26 protein-coding genes are annotated in these 22,407 nt (G+C 67.1%); 9 read left to right on the top strand and 17 right to left on the bottom strand.

Going from position 1 to position 22,407, the window contains the following annotated elements:
• Positions 1 to 17: 17 nt before the first annotated feature.
• Positions 18 to 1,652: a sensor histidine kinase gene (locus ACP69S_RS14965; protein ID WP_425998514.1), complete on the top strand. Its 1,635-nt coding sequence runs from the start codon at positions 18 to 20 to the stop codon at positions 1,650 to 1,652.
• 5 nt (positions 1,653 to 1,657) lie between these two features.
• Positions 1,658 to 2,545 carry a kinase gene (locus ACP69S_RS14960; protein WP_425998512.1) on the top strand — a complete coding sequence of 296 codons (888 nt, stop codon included), beginning with the start codon at positions 1,658 to 1,660 and terminating at the stop codon, positions 2,543 to 2,545.
• Here the strand turns inward: ACP69S_RS14960 and ACP69S_RS14955 are convergent.
• The 5 genes from ACP69S_RS14955 to ACP69S_RS14935 form a co-directional block, all read right to left on the bottom strand.
• Positions 2,542 to 3,090 (bottom strand): hypothetical protein, encoded by a 549-nt coding sequence (locus tag ACP69S_RS14955; protein WP_425998510.1) that lies wholly within the window; start codon positions 3,088 to 3,090, stop codon positions 2,542 to 2,544. The two genes, ACP69S_RS14960 and ACP69S_RS14955, sit on opposite strands and share 4 nt — an antisense overlap.
• A gap of 78 nt (positions 3,091 to 3,168) precedes the next feature.
• Entirely contained in the window at positions 3,169 to 3,411 is a 243-nt protein-coding gene (locus ACP69S_RS14950; RefSeq protein WP_425998509.1) for a hypothetical protein, read from the bottom strand.
• A 42-nt stretch (positions 3,412 to 3,453) separates the two neighbouring features.
• Positions 3,454 to 5,358 carry an excinuclease ABC subunit UvrC gene (uvrC, locus tag ACP69S_RS14945; protein WP_425998507.1) on the bottom strand — a complete coding sequence of 635 codons (1,905 nt, stop codon included), beginning with the start codon at positions 5,356 to 5,358 and terminating at the stop codon, positions 3,454 to 3,456.
• Positions 5,359 to 5,377: 19 nt separating this feature from the next.
• Positions 5,378 to 5,659: a type II toxin-antitoxin system RelE/ParE family toxin gene (locus ACP69S_RS14940; RefSeq protein WP_425998505.1), complete on the bottom strand. Its 282-nt coding sequence runs from the start codon at positions 5,657 to 5,659 to the stop codon at positions 5,378 to 5,380.
• Complete coding sequence (locus ACP69S_RS14935; RefSeq protein WP_425998503.1) at positions 5,656 to 5,904, bottom strand: hypothetical protein; 249 nt, start codon at positions 5,902 to 5,904, stop codon at positions 5,656 to 5,658. The genes ACP69S_RS14940 and ACP69S_RS14935 overlap by 4 nt, the downstream gene beginning before the upstream one ends.
• Before the next feature lie 59 nt (positions 5,905 to 5,963).
• Between ACP69S_RS14935 and ACP69S_RS14930 the strand changes: the two genes are divergently transcribed.
• Positions 5,964 to 6,584, top strand: a complete 621-nt coding sequence (locus tag ACP69S_RS14930; protein ID WP_425998502.1) for a TIGR02466 family protein — start codon at positions 5,964 to 5,966, stop codon at positions 6,582 to 6,584.
• 12 nt (positions 6,585 to 6,596) lie between these two features.
• On the opposite strand, the gene ACP69S_RS14925 is transcribed toward ACP69S_RS14930, so the two are convergent.
• The 3 genes from ACP69S_RS14925 to ACP69S_RS14915 all read right to left on the bottom strand — a co-directional run bounded on the left by ACP69S_RS14925 (position 6,597) and on the right by ACP69S_RS14915 (position 9,618).
• Complete coding sequence (locus ACP69S_RS14925; protein WP_425998500.1) at positions 6,597 to 7,175, bottom strand: hypothetical protein; 579 nt, start codon at positions 7,173 to 7,175, stop codon at positions 6,597 to 6,599.
• A gap of 63 nt (positions 7,176 to 7,238) precedes the next feature.
• Positions 7,239 to 7,931, bottom strand: coding sequence for a DUF998 domain-containing protein (locus tag ACP69S_RS14920; RefSeq protein WP_425998498.1), 693 nt, complete (start codon positions 7,929 to 7,931; stop codon positions 7,239 to 7,241).
• Positions 7,932 to 7,950: 19 nt separating this feature from the next.
• Positions 7,951 to 9,618, bottom strand: a complete 1,668-nt coding sequence (locus ACP69S_RS14915) for a M20/M25/M40 family metallo-hydrolase (protein ID WP_425998496.1) — start codon at positions 9,616 to 9,618, stop codon at positions 7,951 to 7,953.
• Positions 9,619 to 9,750: 132 nt separating this feature from the next.
• On the opposite strand from ACP69S_RS14915, the gene ACP69S_RS14910 reads away from it, so the two are divergent.
• The 3 genes from ACP69S_RS14910 to ACP69S_RS14900 all read left to right on the top strand — a co-directional run bounded on the left by ACP69S_RS14910 (position 9,751) and on the right by ACP69S_RS14900 (position 11,346).
• On the top strand, positions 9,751 to 10,059 hold the full coding sequence (locus ACP69S_RS14910) for a flagellar hook protein FlgE (protein ID WP_425998494.1): 309 nt from the start codon (positions 9,751 to 9,753) through the stop codon (positions 10,057 to 10,059).
• Between the two features lie 170 nt (positions 10,060 to 10,229).
• Positions 10,230 to 10,829 (top strand): hypothetical protein, encoded by a 600-nt coding sequence (locus tag ACP69S_RS14905; protein ID WP_425998493.1) that lies wholly within the window; start codon positions 10,230 to 10,232, stop codon positions 10,827 to 10,829.
• A gap of 187 nt (positions 10,830 to 11,016) precedes the next feature.
• Positions 11,017 to 11,346 (top strand): (2Fe-2S) ferredoxin domain-containing protein, encoded by a 330-nt coding sequence (locus ACP69S_RS14900; RefSeq protein ID WP_425998491.1) that lies wholly within the window; start codon positions 11,017 to 11,019, stop codon positions 11,344 to 11,346.
• A gap of 110 nt (positions 11,347 to 11,456) precedes the next feature.
• On the opposite strand, the gene ACP69S_RS14895 is transcribed toward ACP69S_RS14900, so the two are convergent.
• Both ACP69S_RS14895 and ACP69S_RS14890 read right to left on the bottom strand, forming a co-directional pair.
• A complete protein-coding gene (locus tag ACP69S_RS14895) occupies positions 11,457 to 12,218 on the bottom strand; it encodes an anti-sigma factor family protein (protein ID WP_425998489.1) in 762 nt (253 codons plus the stop codon).
• Complete coding sequence (locus tag ACP69S_RS14890; RefSeq protein ID WP_425998487.1) at positions 12,215 to 12,715, bottom strand: RNA polymerase sigma factor; 501 nt, start codon at positions 12,713 to 12,715, stop codon at positions 12,215 to 12,217. The genes ACP69S_RS14895 and ACP69S_RS14890 overlap by 4 nt, the downstream gene beginning before the upstream one ends.
• 132 nt (positions 12,716 to 12,847) lie before the next feature.
• Here ACP69S_RS14890 and ACP69S_RS14885 point away from each other — a divergent pair, with 132 nt between their 5' ends.
• The 3 genes from ACP69S_RS14885 (at position 12,848) to ACP69S_RS14875 (ending at position 14,969) form a co-directional block, all read left to right on the top strand.
• Positions 12,848 to 13,801, top strand: a complete 954-nt coding sequence (locus ACP69S_RS14885; RefSeq protein ID WP_425998485.1) for a S8 family serine peptidase — start codon at positions 12,848 to 12,850, stop codon at positions 13,799 to 13,801.
• Positions 13,798 to 14,100, top strand: a complete 303-nt coding sequence (locus tag ACP69S_RS14880; RefSeq protein ID WP_425998483.1) for a S8 family serine peptidase — start codon at positions 13,798 to 13,800, stop codon at positions 14,098 to 14,100. The genes ACP69S_RS14885 and ACP69S_RS14880 overlap by 4 nt, the downstream gene beginning before the upstream one ends.
• A 107-nt stretch (positions 14,101 to 14,207) precedes the next feature.
• Positions 14,208 to 14,969 carry a hypothetical protein gene (locus ACP69S_RS14875; protein ID WP_425998481.1) on the top strand — a complete coding sequence of 254 codons (762 nt, stop codon included), beginning with the start codon at positions 14,208 to 14,210 and terminating at the stop codon, positions 14,967 to 14,969.
• 139 nt (positions 14,970 to 15,108) lie between these two features.
• Here the strand turns inward: ACP69S_RS14875 and ACP69S_RS14870 are convergent, their stop codons facing one another.
• From ACP69S_RS14870 to ACP69S_RS14840, 7 genes are all read right to left on the bottom strand, one after another.
• Complete coding sequence (locus ACP69S_RS14870) at positions 15,109 to 15,567, bottom strand: SRPBCC domain-containing protein (protein ID WP_425998479.1); 459 nt, start codon at positions 15,565 to 15,567, stop codon at positions 15,109 to 15,111.
• Between the two features lie 3 nt (positions 15,568 to 15,570).
• On the bottom strand, positions 15,571 to 15,912 hold the full coding sequence (locus ACP69S_RS14865; protein WP_425998477.1) for an ArsR/SmtB family transcription factor: 342 nt from the start codon (positions 15,910 to 15,912) through the stop codon (positions 15,571 to 15,573).
• A gap of 138 nt (positions 15,913 to 16,050) precedes the next feature.
• A complete protein-coding gene (locus ACP69S_RS14860; RefSeq protein ID WP_425998475.1) occupies positions 16,051 to 16,359 on the bottom strand; it encodes a HigA family addiction module antitoxin in 309 nt (102 codons plus the stop codon).
• A 156-nt stretch (positions 16,360 to 16,515) separates the two neighbouring features.
• Entirely contained in the window at positions 16,516 to 16,797 is a 282-nt protein-coding gene (locus ACP69S_RS14855; RefSeq protein WP_425998473.1) for a type II toxin-antitoxin system RelE/ParE family toxin, read from the bottom strand.
• A 168-nt stretch (positions 16,798 to 16,965) separates the two neighbouring features.
• Complete coding sequence (gene rpoD / locus ACP69S_RS14850; RefSeq protein ID WP_425998471.1) at positions 16,966 to 18,921, bottom strand: RNA polymerase sigma factor RpoD; 1,956 nt, start codon at positions 18,919 to 18,921, stop codon at positions 16,966 to 16,968.
• A 569-nt stretch (positions 18,922 to 19,490) separates the two neighbouring features.
• The gene (dnaG, locus tag ACP69S_RS14845; RefSeq protein WP_425998469.1) at positions 19,491 to 21,389 is read right to left on the bottom strand and encodes a DNA primase; all 1,899 of its coding nucleotides are present in this window, start codon (positions 21,387 to 21,389) and stop codon (positions 19,491 to 19,493) included.
• A gap of 71 nt (positions 21,390 to 21,460) precedes the next feature.
• Positions 21,461 to 22,378, bottom strand: coding sequence for an NAD(P)-dependent alcohol dehydrogenase (locus tag ACP69S_RS14840; RefSeq protein WP_425998467.1), 918 nt, complete (start codon positions 22,376 to 22,378; stop codon positions 21,461 to 21,463).
• Positions 22,379 to 22,407: the final 29 nt, after the last annotated feature.

Below are 22,407 nucleotides of genomic sequence, written 5' to 3'. Positions count from 1 at the left end.
CGATGGGTAGAGCAGGCGTGAACTCGGTTCGCGGGCGGCTTCTTCTGTTGACCATCAGCCTGTTGGTCCCGGCCCTGCTGAGCACGGGCTTCCTCCTCGCCGGCGCCGACCGCCAGAGCCGAGCGCAGCTTCACGAGCAGTTGCTGACCACCGCCCGGGCCCTGTCTGGCGCCACCGATCGCCAGGCCGCAGTCGGCGTCGCCGTCGCTGAGACCCTGGCCAGCGATCAGGCCCTGCTGGCGGGTGACTGGAAGACCTTCCACGCTCGCGCCCGCCGGGTGACCGACCAGCGCTCGGGCTGGGTGGTGGTGTTTGATGAGGCCGGACACCAGATCGTCAACACCTTGCAGCCGCACGGCGCGCCTCTGCCCAAGACGACCCGGTCGCGCGACCCGCGAGGCCGCGTTCAGGCCGGACGGAGCCGTATATCGAACTTGCAGATGGGCGCGGCGGCCGGGAAGCCGGTGATCAGCGTCGGCACGCCGCTGCTTGTCCACGGCAAGCCCTATACGCTGGCCTATGTGGTGGAGGCCTCGTCCTACGCCTCGGTTTTCCGTGAGCAGCGTGTGCCCGATCGCTGGGTGGCGACCGTGCTGGACAACAACCGCAAGGTCATCGCCCGCTCGATCCGGCAGGACAAATGGGTCGGCCATTCGGCTTCGCCGGACATGACCGAAAACCTCAAGCGCTCCAACGAAGGGGTCAATCGCAGCGAGTCGCTGGACGGCGTTCCGACCATGGTCGCCTACACCCGCTCGCCGCAGACGGGATGGACGCTGGTGGTGGCCATACCCCGCGCCGATCTGGCTCAGACCGTGACCCATTCCGTGATGGCCGCAACCGGCGTCTTCATGCTGCTGCTGATCCTGGGTATCGGCCTGGCGCTGTTCTTCTCGCGCGGCATCAATCGCGAGGTAGGACGCCTGATGGCGGCCGCTCGCACCATTGGACTGGGCCGGCCGGTCGTCGCGCCGGCCGAGCCAGGCCTGGAAGAGATCGCCGCCATCCATGTCGCCCTGAGCGACGCCTCCCGCGAGCTGCAGGCCCGCGAAGAGCGCCAGAAGGTGATGATCAACGAGCTGAACCACCGGGTGAAGAACACCCTGGCCACGGTTCAAGCCCTGGCGCGCCGGACCTTCGGCAAGCTGGAGGGCGCGCCGGTCGAGGCGTTTACCGAGCGGCTGATCGCACTTTCGGGCGCCCACGATCTGCTGACCCGGGGGGGCTGGAGCAAGGCCGATCTCGGCGAGCTGATGCAGGTCTGCACCCGCGCCCATGGCGAGCGGGTCGAGAGCTCCGGACCGCCGGTCTCGCTGGATCCTCATACGGCCGTGGCCCTGTCGATGGTGTTCCACGAACTGGCCACCAACAGCGCCAAGTACGGCGCCCTGTCAGCGCCGACCGGCCGGGTGAGCATAGCGTGGCAGATCGACCTGGAAGCCCGGGTCCTGACCATCATCTGGGTCGAGACGGGCGGTCCTCCGGCCAAGGCTCCCGGCAAGCCGGGCTTCGGCACGCGCCTGATCGACAGCTCGATCCGCCGCGAACTGAAAGGCTCGCCCAGTTTCGACTTCCGGCCCGAAGGTCTGGTGTTCGAGGCCGTTCTGCCCTTGCCATCGCCGGACGCGGTGCGCTGGGCCAACCCGTTCTGAGCGCGGTGACCGGCGACGGCGAGATCGCCGCCTTCGTGGCGCAGGCGGGTCTGCCGGCCCGTTTCGCCGATCTGGCCGCCCGGCTCCACGCCCCGCTCGCCGCGCGCATCGCCCAGGCCGCTGCTGGACGGAATGAGCCTCTGGTGGTCGGCCTCTGCGGCCCTCAGGGGGCTGGCAAGTCAACCTTGGTCGCACTGGTTACGCGGCTGCTGCGGGGCCGGGGCCTGAAGACCGCCAACCTGTCGCTGGACGACCTCTATCTGACCCGCGCCGAGCGCTTGGCCCTGGGTCAGGCGGTTCATCCGCTGCTGCGCACCCGTGGCGTTCCGGGGACTCATGACATTGGCCTTGGCCTGGGCGTTCTGGATGCGCTCGCCCGTCCGGCCCGAGTTCTGCTGCCCCGCTTCGACAAGGCCGTCGACGACCGTGCGCCGGTCGCGGACTTCGAGTGCTTCGAGGCGCCGGTCGAGGTGATCCTGCTGGAAGGCTGGTGCCTGGGCGCCAGAGCTCAGCCCGAGGCGGCGCTCGTCGAACCGGTCAACACCCTTGAGCGCGACGAAGACCCGGCGGGTCTCTGGCGGCGCCGCGCCAACGCCGCCCTGGCGGGACCCTATCGCGCGCTCTTTGACCGGATCGACCTTCTGGTCGTGATGACCGCGCCCGACTTTGCGACCGTTCGCGCCTGGCGGGGGCAGCAGGAGCAGCGCCTGCGGGAAGACCTCGCCGCCCATGGCCGCGACCCGGCGCTGGCCATGGACGATGCGGCTCTGGACCGCTTTGTCGCCCACTATCAGCGCCTGACCGAGTGGATCGCCTGCGACCTGCCGTCTCGCGCCGACATCGCCATCCGCCTGGACGCAAACCGCGAGCCGGTCGAGACCCGAGGCCTCTAGTTTTCCACCGTCCTCACGCGATCGACGATCCGCACGGTGTAGCAGCGGCGCTTGCCCAGTTCGGTGCCGCAGAAGCCCGGTTCTTCCGAGCCCTCGCGCAGCCTGACCCAGCGGTCGCGCGCGCACTCGAACCAGGCGTGCTGGAACTCCAGGTGGTCGACGTCGCGATGGAACACCGGGATCCGGTCGACCGAATAGAACCGCACCATGCCGGTCAGCCCGCCGAAACTGCCCCGGCCATCGACCAGGCCGCAGATCTGTCCGGTGCGTGTGGCCCAAACCGCGCCCAGATCCAGAGGATTGGTCTGTTTCAACCGGGCCTTGAGGCTGGCGCGGACGTGGCCCCATTCAGCCCGAGCCCTGGGCTTCTCGACCAACATCTGCCCCGGCGTCGGCGGGGGCAGGGTGGCGTTGACCTTTTCCACGCGCATCAGATCGACAACCGACAGGCCGACCGCGCCCAGAATGCCGACCACGATCACACCCGAGAAGATGCGCGGGAGCAATGGCATGCGGCGCGGCTTGTCCCAGACCGGTATCGTCATCGGCATTCTCCCGTCCCTGAGGACGAGAGTGCGCAGCACCATTTGGTTTGACAAGTGTAAAAGATTACGAGTCTAAACCTAACGGTCGGGCCGCGTTCCATCGGCGGCTCCGTCCTCGTCCTCCTCCTCGCGCGCGGTGGATTCGGAGCGCGGCGGAGGCGGGGGATCGGCGGTGAAGAAGGCGCCCAGCAGCATCATCATGCCAGCCAGCGGGGCCATGGCCCGCTTGGAGCGCTTGGCGTTGCGCGCGCCCCAGACCGCCAGCGGCGTCAGAACGGCGATGACGGCCAGGGTGATCAGGATGGGGACAAGATCGGACATGACCTGATGTGGCCCGCCCCCGCCCGTCTGCAAGGCCGAGCTTCAGCTCTTGCGGAAGAACGCGTGGATGCGCTCGGCCATGGGGCGACTGACGCCTTCGACCTTCAGCAGGTCTTCGATCCCCGCTCGGCCAACGCCCTTGGCCGAGCCGAAGGCGTGTAGCAGGGCCTTCTTGCGGCCAGGGCCGACCCCTTCGATCTCGTCGAGCGGGTTCTTCTTCATGTCCATGCTGCGGCGCGTTCGGTGGGCGCCGATGGCGAAGCGGTGCGCCTCGTCGCGCAGGCGCTGCAGGTAGTAGAGCACCGGCGACTTGGGCTCGAGCATGAACGGCGTCTTGTCGGGCATGAAGAAGCGCTCCAGCCCGGCGTCGCGGTCCGGGCCCTTGGCGACCCCGACGACGGCGATGTCGTCGACGCCCAGGTCGGCCATGATTTCCAGCGCCGCGTCCAGCTGGCCCTTGCCGCCGTCAACCAGCACCAGGTCGGGGCGGTTGTCGCTTTCGCCCTCTTCCTCTTCCTTGACCAGGCGGGCGAAGCGGCGCTTCAGCACCTCCTTCATCATGCCGTAGTCGTCGCCGGGGGTGAGCTCGGTGCTCTTGATGTTGAACTTGCGGTACTGGCCCTTCATGAAGCCGTCCGGCCCGGCCACGATCATGCCGCCCACGGCGTTGGTGCCCTGGATGTGGCTGTTGTCATAGACCTCTATCCGCTCGGGCGGGGCGTCCAGTCCGAAGGCCTCGCAGACCCCGGCGAGCAGCTTGGTCTGGGCGCTGCCCTCGGCCATCTTCCGGCCCAGCGCTTCGCGCGCATTGGTCAGGGCGTGGGCCACCAGGTCGGCCTTTTCGCCGCGCTTGGGGACGCTGATCTCGACCTTGCGGCCGCTCTTCAGGGCGAAGGCCTCGGCCAGCAGGGCGCACTCGGCCGGCTCCAGATTGGCCAGGATCAGGCGGGGGATCGGCTTGTCGTCGTAGAACTGGCCCAGGAAGGCGGTCATCGCCTGGGCCTCTTCACTGACCCCTTCCTGCTCGGCCGCGCCGGTGATGCGGGGGAAGTAGGCGCGGTTGCCCCAGTTCTGGCCGGCCCGGAAGAAGAACACCTGCACGCAGGCCTGGCCGCCCTCGACATGCAGGGCGACGACGTCGGCCTCATCCACCGTTTCGGGATTGATCTGGCTTTCCTGAGCGACGGACGACAGGGCGCGGATGCGGTCGCGCAGGCGGGCGGCGCGCTCGAACTCCAGGTCCTCGGCGGCTTCTTCCATCGCCTTGGCCATGGTGGCCATCACCGCGCGAGACTTGCCGCGCAGGAAGCCTTCGGCCTGGTCGACCAGGGCCTGGTAGTCCTCGAGGCTGACCAAGCCGGTGCACGGCGCGGCGCAGCGCTTGATCTGGTGCAGCATGCAGGGCCGGTCGCGGCTCTCATAGACGCTGTCGCTGCACGAGCGCAGCAGGAAAGCCTTCTGCAGGGTATTGAGCGTGCGGTTCACCGCCCAGGCGCTGGCGAACGGCCCGAAATAGTCGCCCTTGATCGTGTGGGCGCCACGATGCTTGCGCAGCTGCGGCGCGGCGTGGTCGCGGCGGATCATGATCTCGGGAAAGCTCTTGTCGTCGCGCAGCAGCACGTTGAAGCGCGGCTTCAGCGACTTGATCAGGTTGATCTCGAGCAGCAGGGCGTCGGCTTCGGTGCGGGTGGTGACGAACACCATGGCTCGCGTGGCGTCGACCATGTGGGCGATGCGGTTGGTGTGGAACCGGCCCTGAGCGTACTGGATCACGCGCTTCTTCAGGCTCTTGGCCTTGCCGACGTAGAGCACCTCGTCGGCCTCGCCGATCATCCGGTACACGCCGGGCGCGTCAGGCAGGCGCGCGGCCTCGTCCTTGATCAGGGCGGCGCCGCGCAGGGCGTTGGCGAGGTGGGCTGGGGCGGTGTCGTCGTTCACGACGGACATATAGGCGAGTCTAACGGGTTCAGCGACGTCCGAGGCTGTGATGTACCGTCGCCATGATCACGCGATCCGGTTCGACACGATAGCGAATGATATAGGCGTGCGCGCCAAAAGGCACGTTCAGCTCCCGGCCGCGATAGTTCGCCGCCTGCCGGCCCCGTTCGGGAAATTCTTGAAGCGACATCATCGCTTGGAACAGCAAAGGGCCGACCTGCAACGCTGCTGTCGGATTCCGCGCGGACAGCCAGGCCTCGAGATCACGCACGTCCGAATAGGCGCGCGGCGAGACAAAGACAGGCTTCATCGTGGTGGGGGCGGACCGTCAGACTTGCCCCAGCCGTTCATCCAGGGCCCCAGTTCATCGAGCGGAATGCCACTATCCTCGGCCATGACCGCCTCGCAGATCGCATCGACCTCCGCCCAGATCGGATCTTCTTCGAGCAGGTGAAGGGCGAATTCCTCGACGCTCTGCCCCGCCGCCTCGGCGCGGGTCTTCAGCCGCTCAACCAGCGCCGCATCAATCGTCAGGGTCATTTCGCCGTCGGCCATGCGTCAATGATCCTCCCAAGCCTGTTTGTCGTCAACCGCGTGGGGCGGTATGACCGCCCATGACCACGCGCCCGCTCTTCGTCACCCCGCTCTATGAAGCCAGCCTCTCGGCGGAGAAGGACTTCGAATCCTTCATCGACGACCTGCACGACGCCTGCATCGCCGTCGCCGAGGAGGACGAGGCCGGCCAGGCCTGGGCCGAGAAAAAAGGCTATCCGGGCTATACCTCCTATGCCTCGCTGGACGACCTGCCCCAGCGCGACAGCTTGTTCGCCGACCTCAAGAAGAAGCTCGACAGGCACGCCATCACCTTCGCTCGCGAGCTACGCTTCGACCTGGCGGGCGGCAAGCTGGTGATGGACAGCTTCTGGATCAACATCCTGGATCCCGGGGGCCAGCACACTGGCCACATCCATCCGCACAGCGTCATCTCGGGAACGGTCTATGTCACCATACCGACCAGCGCCTCGGCCCTGAAGTTCGAGGATCCGCGCCTGCCGATGATGATGGCCGCGCCGACGCGGGACGAAGACGCGCCGGAGGAGCTGCGGCCCTTCGTCTATGTCCAGCCTCAGCCTGGCACGATCCTGCTGTGGGAGAGCTGGTTGCGCCATGAGGTGACGCCCAACCAGGCCGACGAACAGCGGATCAGCATCAGCTTCAACTACGCCTGGCGATAGGCGCGGCCATTCCTACGGCCCGCAGGTCCAGGTCCCGGGGATGACGCGGCTGGCGCCGTCGGCGCGCTGATAGGTCAGGGTGGCAGGGCTGGGCGGAGACTCGCCGCCGCCGGTCGCCGGGCCTGTCACCGCGATGACAACGGTCTTGCCGGCGCCGGTGAAGGTGGCTCCCTTCAGCATGCCGTCGAACCCGCCGGGCGCGGCGACGCGCTCGACGTATCCTGTCACCTTGACCAGACCCTGCGCCGCATCCTTCGAAGCGACAAAGCCCTGCGCCGTCAGAAGGGTCGCGCCGTCCGCGGCGAACCCGCAGGCGAGCTCACCCTGCGTGGCGTTGGCTTGCATATCCGCCGGGGTCAGGGCCGACAGCTGGATCTCGGAACCATCACCGCCCACGGTGGACCCGCCGGTCTGTCCGGTGGCTGGCGTAGGAGCAGGCGTTGCGGGCGTGCGGGTTTCCGAGCCGACAGCCACCGGGGGCGCCGAGGCGGCCTGGTCCTGGGTTTTCTGGTCGGAGCAGGCGGTCAGGGCCAGGGTGGCGGCGGCGAGCGCCCAGACCGTGGCGCCGGCGCGAAGTCGTCGTTCGGTCATGACGTTCGTCCCTTTTCCATGCATTCAAGATGACGCCTGAGGGCGTGGCCGGTTCCAAGAAGCTTAGGCGACAGACGGTTCAGCCGCCAGTCCCGCCTTCCAGCCGCGCTCCAGGGTCCAGGCGGCGATGCCCAGCCACAGCAAGCCGAGGAACGCGTGGCCACGCTGCCAGTAGCCGACATCGTAGCCCGTCCGCACGTTCCACACGCCGGTCAGCAGGGCGAAGACCAGCAGCAGGCCCAAGAACCAGCCCAGGGAGAACTGCGCCAGCCGCTTGTGGCCGGGAAGGCCCCAGAGAGCCCAGGCGGTGAACAGCGGCGCGAACTGGATGGCCAGGCCCACGCCGCAGGCGCGGTGCATCTCGTCGGGCCAGTGGAACAGGCCGGCAAAGATCGCGCCGAGACCGGTCAGGGCCACCCATAGGCCGGCAAAGGCCGAGACCGTGCGACGGCCGCCGGCATGTTCCAGCGCGTGGGTGAAGCCGGCGCCGGCCAATAGGCCCGCCAGCCCGGCCAGCACCATGCCGATATTGAACACCAGCGGCGCCGGCGCGTCGGGGCCGCCCAGCTCGCTGATGAACTGGGCGCCGGGATCGAAGCCGGGGAACAGCTTCTGGGCCAGCCACACGTCGACCACCATGATCACCGGCGTGATCACGCCGATCTTCAGGAAGGCGCCGGTACGGACAGACACAGGAAAGCGAGCCTCGGAAAACAGTGAGGGCGGCAGAATCCCTTCCGCCGCCCCCTGGGTCAATGCCGGTCTTTACGGGAACCTACTTTGCCGCGGACGGGTGACCTGCCGGCGCGAACTGCGTACCGAAGAAGTCGCCCTTCTTCCAAACCGGGCGGGCCGGCGCGTCGGCCAGCTCGCGGGCGATTTCGTAGTTCACCAGGGCGAACTTGGCGGCCGCGGCATAGTCGATCGGCAGCTTCAGATCGTCGCTGGGCTTGTGATAGTTGGTGGCCAGGAAGTCCTTGAAGGCCTTCTCGCCGCCGTTCTGGAAGCCGGTCATCAGGAACACTGAAGGCACCCCCTGCTCGACGAAGCGATAGTGGTCCGAGCGCGTGAACAGTCCCTCGTCCGGCAACGGGTCGCCCGAAAGCGCGATGCCCACGCGGCCGGCGGCCTTGGCCACGGCCGGGCCGAGGGTCGAGCGGTCGGCTCCAAACGCCACCACGTCGGTGAACGGATAGAGCAGGATCGGCATGTCGAGGTTCACGTTGGCGGCGATGTTCGCCTTCGGAACCGTCGGGTTGTTGGCGAAGTATTCCGAGCCGACCAGACCCTTTTCCTCAGCCGTGACCGCGACCAGCAGGACGGTGCGCCTGGGCTTGGTCTTGGCGTTCTTAAAGCCGCGCGCGACCTCCAGAAGGGTGGCGATGCCCGAGGCGTTGTCCAGCGCGCCGTTATTGATCTTGTCCGGACCCTTGCCGTGATCGTCGATACCGGTGTGGTCCAGGTGGGCGCTGAGGATGATGGTCTGGGCCTTCAGCGCGGGGTCGGAACCCTCGATCACGCCAACGACATTGCTGCTTTCGCGCTTTTCGATCTCGCTCTTCAGCGCCACCGAGGCCTTGAACGGCAGGTTGAAGCCCTTGACCGCGCCTTGGGGCGTTTCGGCCGCCGCCAGAACGGCGTCCAGGGCGGTAGGGGCGCCGGCGAACAGCTTGGCTGCGCCCTTCGGGCTGAGCGAAGCCAGGGTCGGGGCCGAGACGCCGCGCACATAGCCGACGTCGTTGGCGTCGCGCCAGGTCATCCGCCATTCGCGGTAGTTGGCGATCCCGCGTTCGAACGGGCGACGCTTTTCCGAGCTGGTGGTGCCCATGGTGATCATGCCAACCGCGCCATGCTTGGCGGCTTCGATGCGCTTGACCGTGTTATTGCCGTAGTGAGCGCGCTCTTCGGTCTGGAAGCTGGACGGCGCGCCGCTCAGCAGGACGACGATCTTGCCCTTCACGTCGAGGCCGGCATAGTCGTCGCGGCCCTTCTCGGGGGCGACCACGCCAAAGCCGATGAAGACCAACGGAGCTTCGACATTGACCTCGGTCGCCTGGGCCTGGGCGGTGGGCAGAAAGTCCTCGCCGAACTTCAGGGCCTGTTCCTTGTTGTCCGGACCGGTCAGGTTGAACGCGCCCTCGGCGGCGTTCTTGAAGGCCAGCAGCGGCACGCGTTGCAGGTACGAGCCATCGGCGGCGCCCGGCTTCACGCCCAGCTGGGCGTATTGCGAAGCCACGTAATTGGCGGCGAGGTCATAGCCACGGGTGCCGGCTTCGCGACCTTCCATCAGGTCGTCGGCCAGGAAAGTCATGTGGGCGCGGATCGCCTCGGGCGAGGGCGTGAAGCTGGGCGTAGGCGTCTTGGCCTTGGGGGCGGCGAGGACGGGCTGGGAGACCATGAGCATGGCGGCGCTGAGAAGAGCGGCGCGGCGCGAAAAAGACATCAAGCAGAGCTCCAGGGCGGGTCTGGCCCGCGAAAGGGGCGAACCTTGGCCAGCCTGGGAGGGCTTGTCGAGATGGGCGACCTGAACGTTTTGTAATCTTTGCCGATCCGGGGACGATTTTCCCTGCCTGACATGGCTGATGCGGTGTTCACCTTTCTTTTACGCGAGGGCTTAACCCAGCCGTGGGAAGACGATGGCGTACTGAAGGAAAGCCTTGCCATGCAGGCCCTAGCCATCGCCGCCGCCGGCATGACCGCCGCCGCTCACCGTCTCACCGAAAGCGCCCAGCGCACGGCGACCTGGAGCGCGCGCGAGATCGATACCGATCTGGTCAAGGAAGCCGTCCAGCAGGTCTCGGCCAAGAACGACTTCGCCGCCAACGTCGCCGTAGCCAAGACCGCCGACGAAATGACCGGCGCGCTGCTGGACATGAAGGTCTAGCCGCGCCGCTTTCCAGACGTCCCGCCCGCTCCCCCCGGCGGAAGGACGTCTGGCTGTTGCTCCCCGGGTCCTGTCCCAAATTCCCCGGGGAGCGACTTGACCTTTCCCCGCTCCGGGCGTGATCGTTCCACTCCAGCTTGCGGGCTCACGAGCTTTGGGGGGAGCAAGACATGGCCAGATGCGTTCTCGCGGTCGCTGTCGCGGCCGGACTGTTGCTTTGCGGCCCCGCTCAGGCCGCCGATAGCGTCGAGGCCATGATGGCCCGGACCGAAAATCTCAAGCTCCAGGGCCGCAAGGGCGAAAGCCTGCTGCGCCCGGGCTATGCGGTAGGGGAGTACATCGGCGGCGCGACGGTGCGCACCAAGGCCGTCAGCGGCGGCTTCAATGATTCCAAGGTCTTTTCGAAGGACCAGATGAGCGCCGACTTCACGGTCAGCGCCCCCGGTTTCGCGACGCCCGTCACCGGATCCTGCGCGGGCGGGCAGGGCAAGATCGCCCTGGGCTGGATCACGTTCGATCGCGACGACCTGGCCTTTGTCTGCGACTACCGACGCGGCGAGACGCCGATCAAGGCCCACCTGACCCTGGCCCTTTCCAGGGGAAAGGCCTGGCCGGCATGGCGGCGCCGCAGCGGGCGGGCGAGTTTCGCTATGAGGGGATCGTCCTGCGGGTTCGCACCCAGCGTGTCGGCGGCATGCCGATCGGCGGCGGCGGCGCCTTGGGCTATGTCTTCAGCTGCGACGGCGTGGATATTGGCGGGGTCAGCCTGAGCGGCATGGCCCCTGCCTTCTATCTGCCGCCCAAGGGCTCACCAGACCGCGACGCGGCGGCGGTGCTGGCGCTGAGCCTGTTCTTCTTCAAGGACCCGGGCTTCAACGGACGCTGACGCCATTTTGCGCGTGGGCCGCGCCTCCCTATCTGTTGAGCGCGGCGCCTTTCGCCGCGTTCGAGGCGATGATGAGCAAGGCCCCCATCAAGGCGATCAAGGCGGTAAAGACGGACTGGTCCCATGTCGTGCTGGTCTGCCGCAAATGTTCGAAGAAGCTGGACGGCGGCTTTGGCGAGGACGGCGACCAGAGCCTGCGCAAGGCGCTGAGGCAGGCCGCCGGCGGCGGCAAGGGTCGCAAGGCCAGCATCGGCGTCATCGAGGTCGGATGCTTTGACCTGTGCCCCAAGGACGCGGTGGTGGCCGCCAACGCCTCCAGTCCCGGACAGTGGCTGGTCGTGCCGCGCGGATCGCCGATGGCTAAGGTGACCGAGCAACTCGGGCTGACGGCGCGAACCTAGAGCATTTTCCGATAAGTGTGAAACGGTTATCGGATCGAAAAATGCTCTAAACTTTTGATTTAGAGCTCTTTTCGCCCGACTCTGATGAAGCCATCAGGTCGGAAAGGGCTCTAGCGCCAGCGGCGCTTGCGGGCCTTGGCCTCGGCCTGGGCGTCCAGCGGGGCGCCCTCGATCAGCGCATCCATCACGTCGAGCACGGCGGCGGGCGTCTGGCTGGACGCCGTCTGGTAAGCGCCGCCGCCGTCGCCGGCGGCGGTCGGAGCGGCGGCTTTCACCGTCCAGGCGCCGCGTTCGCGACAGGCCAGGCCCGCCGTCGCTCCCGCCGCGAAGGTCCGGCAATAGCCGCCTTCCCTGGCCTTGAAGCTCAGCCCGATGCGCACCGGCCCGGCATTGGGGCCGGACGCCTGCGTGTTTAGGGCGGCGACGACCAGGGGACTGGGCGAGAGGCCTGTGTCGGTCTTCGACTCCCAGGGCGCGACGACGCCGACCGCGATTCCGACAGCCAGACAGGCGGCCATGGCGCCCCAGACCGGACGGCTCCACTGCGGCGGCGGCTGTTGTGAAGGCGCGGGCGGCGGAGCAGGCTTGCGAAACGGGATGACCTTGGCCTGAGCAGGTTTTGGGGCCTGAGCAGGTTTCGGGGCCTGCGCCGGCTTGGGTGTCGAGGCGACCGCCTTGATCAGCCGCTTGGGCGGCGCTTCGGCCACGACCGAGGCGAACGCCCCGGACATCATGCTCCGCACCTGTCGGGCGTCGGCGATGCGGACGGCCAGGGCCTGGTCGGTCCGCGCCGTGGCCTCGATCACCGCCGACGCGGCCGCGTCCAGTTCGCCGTCCACATAGGCGCCCAGGGTTTCGTCGTCGAAGGTCATGGCTGGGCCCCTTGCGCCAGAAGCGTCGTCTGCAAGGCCGCCCGACCGCGCGCTAGGCGGCTGGTCAGGGTGCCGATGGGAATGTCGAGCACGGCCGAGGCCTCCTGATAGGACAGGCCTTCGACCAGCACCATGGCGACGGCGAATTTCTGTTCTTCAGGCAGGGCGGCCAGGGCGCGCTCTACGGCCGTCACGCCCAGGCGGGCGTCCAGATTGGCCGAGCCGGGATCGGCGATGCTGTCGCCCAACTCCTCCGGCGCCAGCACGCGGGCGCGCCGCTGGCGGCTGCGCATTTCGTCGATCCAGGCGTTTTTCATCATCCGAAAGACCCAGCTGTCGAGCCTTGTGCCGTCGCGCCACTGGTCGCGGCGAACCAAGGCCCGCTCAAGCGTCAGTTGCGTCAGGTCGTCTGCGTCGGCAGGCTCCCAGGCCAGAATCCGCGCAAGGCGGCGCAGCCGGGGCAGCAAGTCGATCAGGGCGGTCTGAAACGTATCCAAGGTCGTTGTCGTCCTGAGGAAGAAACGGCTGAGGTCGGACGTTTAATCCATGACCCGACGGATTTCGCCCAACGGCCCCAACCTTCGCCGATTCCGGGCGTTGTGAAACGGCAGCAGGAGTTTATATCGACCATGCCCCGCCGAACCCTCCTGGCCCTGGCTAGCGTCATCGTCCTTTCGACCAACGTGCCGGCCGTGGCTCAGTTGCTGCCGGGCGGCCCAGGTTTGCCCACCTTGCCGTCTGCGGGCCTGCCTGCTCTGCCTGATGCGACAGGTCGGTTGGACAGGATCGAAGGCGCCGCGAGGCGGTTGACGCCGGAGCTGCTGGCCGCCGCGCGCCTGGACCGGCTGCGCGACCTGGTCCGGGCCCAGCCGCGCCGGCTGGATATTGACGAGCTGGGTCAGCCCGTGGTTCGCGGCGAGGTGCTGGCGGTGTCGCCCGATCCGGCCAGTCTGGACGCGGCGCGGGCGGCGGGCTTTACGGTGCTGAGAAGCCAGACCGATCCGGAGCTGGGCGTCGCGCTGGTCGCCCTGGCGCCGCCCAAGGGCGTGGATGTCCGTAAGGCGGTGGCGCGGCTGCGTCAGACCGATCCGTCCGGAACCTATGACTACAATCACATCTATCTCGACGCGGGTGGAGCCGCTCCGGCGCCGGTCGCCGCCGCGCCTTCAGGGGAGGGCGCGGCCATCAAGGTCGGCTTGCTCGACACCGGAGTGGACGCGCGGCACGCGGCCTTCGCGGGCGTTCGTGTCGAGCAGCGGGCTTTCGCCGGTTCGACGCGCGCCTCGGTCCACGGCACCGCCACCGCGGCCCTGATCGGCGCGGGGAAGGGCGGCCAGATCCTGGTCGCCGACGTCTATGGCGACGGGAAAGCCGGCGGCTCGGCCTCGGCCATCGTCGCGGCCTTAGGCTGGATGGCCGCCTCGCGCGCGCCGGTGGTCAATATCAGCCTGGTGGGTCCGCCCAACGCCGCCCTGGCAGCGGCGGTGCGGGCGCTCAGCGCACGCGGCTGCCTGTTGGTGGCCGCCGTCGGAAATGACGGCCCGCCGCGCCGCCGCTCTATCCGGCCTCCTATCCCGGCGTGATCGCGGTGACCGGGGTCGACGCCCGCCGGCGCCCTCTGCCGGAAGCAGGCCGGGCGCTGCATGTGGATTTCGCCGCGCCCGGCGCCGGCCTGCGCGCGGCCAGACCCGGCGGCGGCGCGGCCAGCGTGCGCGGCACTTCATTCGCCTCGCCCATCGTCGCCGGCCATCTGGCCCGCCTGTTGCCCGCGCCCGATCCCGCCGGAGCCACGCGAGCGGTCGAGCGGTTGGCGGCGTCGGCGCAGGACCTTGGTGCGCCCGGCCGCGACACCGTCTTCGGCCGAGGCTTCGTGCCGCAATAAATTTCGCAGGGCGGGAAGAAACGCCGGGGCAGGGTCGTTGGACAAGCAGGAGGCGCTGAATACGCGCCTCCCCCTAACGCTTAGGGGCCAATGCAAGGAGACACCCCATGCGCAAGACACCTTTCCTGATGACCACAGCCGCCGTCGCGGCCCTGTTTGTCGCTCCAATGGCGCAAGCCCAGCTCCTCGGCGGTTCCGGCGGCGGCGGTTTGACCGGCGGCCTCACTGGCGGTTTGGGCGGAGCCTCGGGCAATCTTGGCGGGGCGTTCGGCGGCGCGGGTCGGCTGACCGGCCCTGACGCCAGCGGCGTGGGCTCGCGGGTTCGCGGAACCACCGACACCGCGCGCGGCAAGGCCCGGGATACGACCACCCGCGCCCGCAGCGCGGCGGAGCGCACGGCCAGCTCGGCCCGCGCGCCGCAACTCGAGGCCTCGGGCGCCGGTCAGGCTTCGGGCTCAGGCTCGGCGGCGGCTGGCGGTCTGGGCGGCATGGCCTCGGGCGCATTTGGCGGTGCGGGCCAGGTGGGAATGCCGGACCTTGCTGGCCCCGGTGAAGCGGCGAGCGTCGCCGTCGCCAACGTCCGTGATCGGGCCGGCTCGACGACGGGACGTGCTCTTGACGCCGTGGGTTCCGCCCGCGATGCGGCCTCTTCGACCCGAGTGACCGGCGATGGCGCTAGGGCTGCGACCGGCGCGGTCAGCCGCGATGGCGTTTCCGGTTCTGCCAATGGCTCGGGTTCGGGCAGCGCCAAGGCGCGCAAGGGCTCCGTCGCCCCGGCCGGCGCGCTGGGCCTTTCCGGCTCGGCGTCGAAGTCCGGCGCCAACGCCTCGGCCAATGGCGCGGGCTCGGCCTGGGTCCGTCGCGACTAGGCGGCAAACGCACTGATCTAGAGCCGGAAATTCTCATCAAATGGGCAATTTTGAATGAGACAGGCTCTACCCCCGTCCCGTGCTGGAGCGCGGCGGGGGGGAAGGGGCCCGGCCAAGCGCCGGGCCCCTTTGCGCGTGACTACGCCGCCCGCGCTAATTCCGCAGCCAGCAATTCCAGCATTTCCCGGGTGCCTTCCTCGCGCCCGGCGACATTGCCGTCCAGATAGGCGCCCTGTTCGGTGAAGACCAGCCGCGTTCCCTTGCCCTCGGCCCGGAACTCCACCGTGGCCAGCGAGGACGACAGCGGCGCGCCGCCAAGGGTCATGGCATAGGCGAAGATCAGCCGCTCGTTAGGGGCGACGTCCAGATAGATGCTGTCATTGGTGATCAGCACCGTCGCGCCCGGCGGGCTGAAGCGGCTGGATTCCTGGGCTCCGATGGCCAGTTCGCCGCCGGAATGGGCGTGCAGCGACCAGCTGTCAGTCTTGAAAAACCAGCGCCGCCGGGCGTCCGGGTCGGTAAAGGCGTGGAAGGCGCGGGCCGGGGCGGCGTCAGAGACCCGCTCGAGGAAAAAGGTGGCGTGAGTAATGTCGGCCATAGGTCAGGTCTCCGTTCCGGGCTTGGTTTGCGCCAGGAATTCGCCCAGCCGGTCGAGCTTCTGCTCCCAGCCGATGCGGCGTTCGTTGATCCATTTCTCGGCTTGGATCAGGGCCCCGGCGTCGAGCGTGCAGGTCCGCACCCGCCCGACCTTCTCGGTTTTCACCAGGCCGGACGCCTCCAGCACGGCCAAGTGCTGGCCAACCGCCGACAGGCTCATGGGCAGGGGCTGGGCCAGTTCGCTGACCGAGGCGGGGCCAGCCGACAGCCGTTCCAGCATGCTGCGCCGGGCGGGATCGGCCAGCGCATGGAAGACGCGGTCCAGGGTGGGTGTTTGATGAAGCATATGCTTTAGTATTCCGGCCGGCGAAAGATGGCAAGAGAAACTGAAGAGATTGCTTGAGTTATTTGCGGCCGGTCGGAGGCGCCGGCGACTGGCGCGGGCCGGACGCGTGACGATGGCGGCTTCGCGCCGCTTTAGGGATTAGACGAGTTCGATTAACTGATAGTCGGCTCGGTGCTGGACCACGGCCTTGGAGAGGTCGTGTTGGGCCTGCAGATTCATCCAGAATTGGGCGTTGGCGCCGAACACGCGCTCCAGACGCATCGCCGTATCGGGCGTGACGGGCTGGGTCTCGCGGGTCAAGCGCTCGGTGCGCGTCCTGTCCTTCAGGCCCATGGCGCGAGCCAGCGCGCCGGCTGTCATGCCGTGTGGGGCCATGAAGTCCTCGCGAAGAATCTCGCCAGAGTGGAGAAGCGGCGAGACGAAGTTATAGTCCAAAAAAGTGGCCATTACCGTTCCTCCGTGAACGGGGCCAAGATTACAAACGCGGGGCTAGAGCCCTTTCCGACCTGATGGCTTCATCAGGGTCGGGCGAAAAGGGCTCTAAATCAAAAGTTTAGAGCATTTTTCGATCCGATAACCGTTTCACACTTATCGGAAAATGCTCTAGTGACAGTCGCCGAACCAGACCTCCTCGGGACCGTCGGTCCCCCACGAAAACACGAGGCGGTACTGGTCATTGACGTTCAGCGACCACTTCCCGGCCAGATCGCCGGCCAGCTGTTGAAGGCGATTATCTGGCGGAAAGCGGAGTTGCTCGACATCCGTTGCGGCGCTCATCTGCGCGAGTAAGCGGCGGGTCTTTTTAGCGAGGGTGGCGGGAAAGCCTTTCGGCGTCCTGCCCTCGAACACTGCTTTGAGGTCATCACTTTTCCAACTCTGGATCATCCCCCGTTAGCTCCTTCTAACGAGAAAAGTGCAGCGTACTGCGCCACGGAAGTCAATTTTCTGTAGCGTTATGCGCTACGTACGCGGGAGGCTAAACCCCCGCCCACAACGAAAGACGCCCCGGCCTTTCGACCGGGGCGTGTGCGTTTTCGATCCGAGGATCCAGCCTTAGCTGTCCAGGAAACTCCGCAGCTTCCGGCTCCGGCTCGGGTGCTTCAGCTTGCGCAGCGCCTTGGCCTCGATCTGCCGGATGCGTTCGCGGGTGACAGAGAACTGCTGGCCGACTTCTTCGAGGGTGTGATCGGTGTTCATGCCGATGCCGAAACGCATGCGCAGCACGCGCTCTTCACGTGGGGTCAGCGAGGCCAGCACGCGGGTGGTGGTTTCCCGCAGGTTGCTCTGGATGGCCGCGTCGATGGGCAGGATGGCGTTCTTGTCTTCGATGAAGTCGCCCAGGTGGCTGTCTTCCTCGTCGCCGATAGGCGTTTCGAGGCTGATCGGCTCCTTGGCGATCTTCAGGACCTTACGGACCTTTTCCAGCGGCATGGCCAGCTTTTCGGCCAGCTCTTCGGGGGTCGGCTCGCGGCCGATCTCGTGCAGCATCTGGCGGCTGGTGCGGACGATCTTGTTGATCGTCTCGATCATGTGGACCGGGATGCGGATGGTTCTTGCTTGGTCAGCAATACTGCGGGTGATGGCCTGACGGATCCACCAGGTGGCGTAGGTCGAGAACTTGTAGCCGCGGCGATATTCGAACTTATCGACAGCCTTCATCAGGCCGATATTGCCTTCCTGGATCAGGTCCAGGAACTGCAGGCCGCGGTTGGTGTACTTCTTGGCGATGGAGATCACGAGGCGCAGATTGGCCTCGACCATTTCCTTCTTGGCCTGACGGGCTTCGCGCTCGCCCTTCTGGACGGTCTGGACGATGCGGCGATAGTCGTCGATCGGCACGCCGGTCTCTGTGGCCAGGGCGGCGATCTCGCTGCGGATATCCACGACCGAGGTCTGGTCGTTCTCGACGAACTTGGTCCAGCGCACGCCCATGCTCTTGACCTGATCCGACCAGGTCGGGTTCAGCTCGGAGCCGAAATAGGCCTTGAGGAACTCGCTGCGGCTGATGCCATAGCTGTCAGCCAGACGCAGCAGACGGCCTTCAAGGCCGATCAGGCGCTTGTTGATCGCATAGAGCTGCTCGACCAGCGCCTCGATGCGGTTGTTGTTCAGCTTCAGCGTCTTCAGGTGCAGGATGATGGTCTGCGACAGGGCCTCATAGGCCTTGCGGTCGTTGTCGCTGAGGTCTTCGCCGCGCAGGCGGCTGCCGACCAGCTTGTCCTGCAGCTTGCGGAAGGTTTCGAACTCGCTGGCGATGGCGTCGAGAATGGCCATCACGCCTTCGCGCAGTTCGCCTTCCATGGCGCTGACAGTGGGGCCGGCGCCGTCGTCGAAATCGTCCTCGTCGTCGCCTTCGGCTTCCGGCTTGGGCGCGGCTTCGTCATCGACGGGCTCGGACGGTTCGGCTTCGGTGTCATCGGCCGCCGGCTGGGCGGCGACGCCGTTGATGGCGGCGTAGGTGCCATCAAGGTCGATCACTTCGCGCAGCAGGATGCGGCCCGTGCCCAGTTCCTCGCGCCAGACCATGATGGCTTCGAAGGTCAGGGCGCTTTCGCACAGACCCCGGATCATGGTGTCGCGACCGGCTTCGATTCGCTTGGCGATGGCGATCTCGCCTTCGCGCGACAGCAGCTCAACCGAGCCCATCTCGCGCAGATACATGCGCACGGGGTCGTCGGTGCGGTCATAGGCCGACGGCTTGTCGGAGGTGATGACCTGCTGGTTGTCTTCGCGGGCGACGACTTCGCCGCCTTCGCCGGTTTCGGCGTCTTCTTCGGCCTCGACGACGTTGACGCCCATTTCGCTGAGCATGGCCAGCGTATCTTCGATGGCGTCGGGGCTGACTTCTTCCGAAGGCAGCACCTTGTTCAGTTCTTCCATCGTGACGAAGCCGCGGGCTTTCGCCTGCTTGATGAACTTCTTTACGCCCGCATCGGTCAGGTCGAGGAGCGGCCCATCACTGCCGGTGGACTCAGGCGCTTCCGTATCGGCCGAGGAATTGTTGCTCATCAAGGTCTCCGAGGTCGGCGAAACATCCCCCGCGAGAGGCGCGCCGAAAAAATTCTAGTTCCGAAAAGGTCCCGCCAGCCTGGGCCGCGCCGTCCGTTTCGTCGTTTCCCAAAAAGATCTCGGCCACAAAGTGTCGCATGCCACCAGCACTGAACGTTCGCCACGAATAGTTACTCCGCCAGAATACTCTCGGCGGAGACGACGGCGTTTCAGCGCGGTCTCATGCGTTACGACCTTGAGGGTCCGCGACCACTGGGATCCAACGTCGGCGGCGAGGGTGACATCCTGTTTCGGTAAGGGCGCGCGCGGAGTACGGCGGCCCGCTCGATGTCAATCAGCTGCTTAGCAAATCCTTGAGTCGGCAAATGGCGGGGCAGGGGGGCGGTGTCAAGAGGCAGTAGTCATTCTGCAACCTCTACTTCCGCTCTCCCCGGCGAATGTCGGGTGCCAGATCGAACCCTGAGCGCGTAAATTTCTGCACCGTCGGAAGGCGCGTCATCCCCAAATGCTCATACTGAATCTGGGCCCCGGCATTCGCCGGGGAGACGGAATTAGGGATAGGGGCCTGATCAGCTAGCCCCCTGCCAGAACTCCAGATTGCTGATCTGGCGCTGCAGGACGGCGATGCGGGTGCGCAGGTCGCGGGTGGCGGTCAGGCTGCCGGCGGTGACGGGTTCGCGGCGCAGGGATTCCAGGGCCTGTTCGGAATTGGCGACTTCGATCACCGCTTCGTAGCAGGCCGACCATAAGACCTTGGCGCGGTGCTGTTCCATGTTCGGGTCGAGGAACGGCGCGCCGTCCAGGGCCTTGGCGACGCGTTCCAACTCGGCGAGCTGCGGGGCGAAGCCCTTGCGCGCCAGGATCTCGCGGAACGGCGCGTCGTCGTGCATGTCATCGACCAGGGCCTCGAACAGCTCGTGGGCCAGGGGGCGCAGGCGCGGATCGCCAAAGCCCACCCGCTCGATGGCCTCGTCATAGGGCCGCGCCCAGCCGGGATGGTCGATGGCAGCCACTGCGATGGCGGCGTGGAAGGGGTTGATGCGCTCAGCTATCTGGGCGCGGGCCACGCCCCGGATGCCGGGGTCGGGCGGCTCGCGCTTACCGTTCTTCCACTGACCGCGCGGGGTGAACGGGCGCCCGCTCCCGTAGCCTCCGCCGTCATTGGGCGTGAAGCCCGCGCGCGGAAAGAGGGCGTCCAGCTTGCCCAGCAGATCGTCCTTGTAGGCCTGGGCCAGATCCTTGTCGGCGATGGTCGCGGCGGCGGCGCGCAGGCGCTGCTTGAGGCCGGCCTTGCGCTCGGGGGTATCCAGAGGCTCCAGGTCGCGCTCGCGGTTGAACAACTGCTCGACGAAGGGCGTCGTCGCGGTCAGCTGGGCCTTCAGCGCCGCAGGGCCCTGCTCGCGCAGAACGTCGTCAGGATCCTTGCCGCCGGTCACCAGTGAGAATTTGAACGAGCGACCGGGCTTTAGCAGGGGCAGGGCGCGGTCCATGGCCCGGCTGGCGGCGCGCTGGCCGGCCTTGTCGCCGTCGAAGCACAGGGTGGGCTCGGGATGCAGGCGCCACAGCACCTCCATCTGCTCCTCGGTCATCGCCGTGCCCATGGCGGCCACGGCCGCGACGCCGGCCCGGTGACAGGCGACGACGTCCATATAGCCCTCGACCACCACCATCGGATTGGCCTCGGTCGGCGCGGCGGCCTGGGCGGCGTGCAGGATCTTGCGGGCTTCGTACAGGCCGTACAGCAACCGGCCCTTGTGGAAGAGGCTGGTCTCGGGACCGTTCAGATATTTGGCGCGGGCGGCGGGATCCATGGCCCGGCCGCCGAACGAGACGACCTTTCCCCGGGTGTCGGTGATCGGAAAGATGATCCGGTCGCGAAAGCGGTCATAGGGCGCGCCGCCGTCCTCTGGCGCGATCAGCACGCCTGCCTCGACCAGGTCGCCCGGCTGGGCGCCCTTGGCGATCAGATAGTCCTTCAGGCCGGTGCGGTTGTTGGGCGCGAAGCCGATGTGGAAGCGGCTCCACTCGCTCTCGGGAAGGCCGCGACGTTCCAGATAGGCGCGAGCGTCCTTGCCGACCGGGCGGCGCAACTCGGCCTCGAACCAGGCGCCGGCCAATTCCATCCAGTCGCCCAGGCCCTGGCGCTTGCGGTCTTCCTGGGCGGCGCGGACGTCGGGCTCGGGCAGGGTCATGCCGGCCTCGGAGGCCAGTCGCTCGACCGCCTCGGTGAAGGTCAGCCGCTCGGTCTCCTGCAGAAAGCTGATGATGTCGCCGTGCTTGCCGCTGGAGAAGCAGTGATAGAAGCCCTTGTCGTCATTGACGAAGAACGACGGGCTCTTCTCCTTGGTGAAGGGCGACAGCCCCGCATATTCGCGCCCCTGCCGCCGCAGCTTGACCGACTTTCCGACGACATCGGAAGGGCGAAGGCGGGACTTCAGTTCTTCAAGGAAGCGGTCGTCGAAACGCATGGCGAATGGCCTGTAGCATAGGCCATGGCGCGAGGGCGTGCATCAAGGGATCGTGGCCCGAGGCCGGACTGCTATGTCTTGCTGACGGTGAGGACCACACTGCCGCGTTTGTGGCCCTTGTCGACATAGGCATGGGCTTGTACGGCATTTTCCAGAGGGAAGACCTGGTCGATGACGGGCTGGAAGTGACCGGCCTGGGCCAGTTGAGCGAGGAGCTCCAGGTCCTTTGGCTGGACCCGCGGGACCCCGCCGATCATGCTTAGGCCACTAGCGCGCGAGGGACCCCCCAGGCCCAGCGTCTGGGCCAGGGTTCCTAGAACGACCAGCAGTCGGCCACCGGGCTTGAGCAGTTGACCGCAGCGCGCAAAGGGCGCGGTTCCCGTCGTGTCGAGGATGATGTCGAAGGTCTGGCCGATGGCGGCAAGGTCCTGGGCCTTGTAGTCGATGACGGCTTCGGCCCCGATTCCCCGAACGAGGTCCAGATTGGCGGCGCTGCAGACGGCGGTGACCCTCCCGCCAAAATGGTGCGCCAACTGCACGGCGGCGGATCCGACGCATCCCGACGCGCCGACAATAAGCACGCGTTCCCCGCGCTTGAGGTTGCCCTTGTCGCGAAGGAACCCCAGGGCTGTGGTTCCGCCGAAACACAGGGCGGCAGCGGTCTCGAAGGACAGATTGGCGGGCATGTGGGCGATGAGACCGTGTTCGGGCATCGCCCTGTATTCAGCATGGCAGCCGAAGCGGGCATCGGCGAACGCAAAGACCCGGTCGCCGACCCGGAAACGGCTGACGGACTTGCCTGTCGCCGAGACCTCTCCGGCCAGTTCGGTACCCAAAACAGGCTGACGGGGCGCGATCAGCCCAAAGGCCGGGCGGGCCATCGCCCCGAAGCCTGCCGGCATGGCCAGGCTTCGCGCCCGCCAGTCGGCGGAGCTGACCGTCGTCGCTCGGATGCGGATCAAGACCTCCTTGGGTCCGTGTGTGGGCATGGGGACATCAGCCAGGCGCACGACGCTGG

The sequence above is a fragment of the Caulobacter sp. DWR1-3-2b1 genome (genome assembly GCF_049895765.1).
Classification (GTDB): domain Bacteria; phylum Pseudomonadota; class Alphaproteobacteria; order Caulobacterales; family Caulobacteraceae; genus Caulobacter.
The sequence above is the reverse complement of the archived record's forward strand: the minus strand, read 5'-3'. Positions and strand labels throughout refer to the sequence as shown.

Coding starts and splice junctions, on each gene's coding strand:
- ACP69S_RS14905 (WP_425998493.1), top strand. CDS start 10,230: ATGGCCAGATGCGTTCTCGCGGTCGCTGTCGCGGCCGGACTGTTGCTT.
- ACP69S_RS14840 (WP_425998467.1), bottom strand. CDS start 22,378: ATGCCCACACACGGACCCAAGGAGGTCTTGATCCGCATCCGAGCGACG.
- ACP69S_RS14875 (WP_425998481.1), top strand. CDS start 14,208: ATGCGCAAGACACCTTTCCTGATGACCACAGCCGCCGTCGCGGCCCTG.
- ACP69S_RS14865 (WP_425998477.1), bottom strand. CDS start 15,912: ATGCTTCATCAAACACCCACCCTGGACCGCGTCTTCCATGCGCTGGCC.
- ACP69S_RS14900 (WP_425998491.1), top strand. CDS start 11,017: ATGAGCAAGGCCCCCATCAAGGCGATCAAGGCGGTAAAGACGGACTGG.
- rpoD (WP_425998471.1), bottom strand. CDS start 18,921: ATGAGCAACAATTCCTCGGCCGATACGGAAGCGCCTGAGTCCACCGGC.
- ACP69S_RS14855 (WP_425998473.1), bottom strand. CDS start 16,797: ATGATCCAGAGTTGGAAAAGTGATGACCTCAAAGCAGTGTTCGAGGGC.
- ACP69S_RS14925 (WP_425998500.1), bottom strand. CDS start 7,175: ATGACCGAACGACGACTTCGCGCCGGCGCCACGGTCTGGGCGCTCGCC.
- ACP69S_RS14930 (WP_425998502.1), top strand. CDS start 5,964: ATGACCACGCGCCCGCTCTTCGTCACCCCGCTCTATGAAGCCAGCCTC.
- ACP69S_RS14940 (WP_425998505.1), bottom strand. CDS start 5,659: ATGAAGCCTGTCTTTGTCTCGCCGCGCGCCTATTCGGACGTGCGTGAT.
- ACP69S_RS14915 (WP_425998496.1), bottom strand. CDS start 9,618: ATGTCTTTTTCGCGCCGCGCCGCTCTTCTCAGCGCCGCCATGCTCATG.
- ACP69S_RS14870 (WP_425998479.1), bottom strand. CDS start 15,567: ATGGCCGACATTACTCACGCCACCTTTTTCCTCGAGCGGGTCTCTGAC.
- ACP69S_RS14895 (WP_425998489.1), bottom strand. CDS start 12,218: ATGACCTTCGACGACGAAACCCTGGGCGCCTATGTGGACGGCGAACTG.
- ACP69S_RS14955 (WP_425998510.1), bottom strand. CDS start 3,090: ATGACGATACCGGTCTGGGACAAGCCGCGCCGCATGCCATTGCTCCCG.
- ACP69S_RS14885 (WP_425998485.1), top strand. CDS start 12,848: ATGCCCCGCCGAACCCTCCTGGCCCTGGCTAGCGTCATCGTCCTTTCG.
- dnaG (WP_425998469.1), bottom strand. CDS start 21,389: ATGCGTTTCGACGACCGCTTCCTTGAAGAACTGAAGTCCCGCCTTCGC.
- uvrC (WP_425998507.1), bottom strand. CDS start 5,358: ATGTCCGTCGTGAACGACGACACCGCCCCAGCCCACCTCGCCAACGCC.
- ACP69S_RS14860 (WP_425998475.1), bottom strand. CDS start 16,359: ATGGCCACTTTTTTGGACTATAACTTCGTCTCGCCGCTTCTCCACTCT.
- ACP69S_RS14910 (WP_425998494.1), top strand. CDS start 9,751: ATGGCTGATGCGGTGTTCACCTTTCTTTTACGCGAGGGCTTAACCCAG.
- ACP69S_RS14950 (WP_425998509.1), bottom strand. CDS start 3,411: ATGTCCGATCTTGTCCCCATCCTGATCACCCTGGCCGTCATCGCCGTT.
- ACP69S_RS14935 (WP_425998503.1), bottom strand. CDS start 5,904: ATGGCCGACGGCGAAATGACCCTGACGATTGATGCGGCGCTGGTTGAG.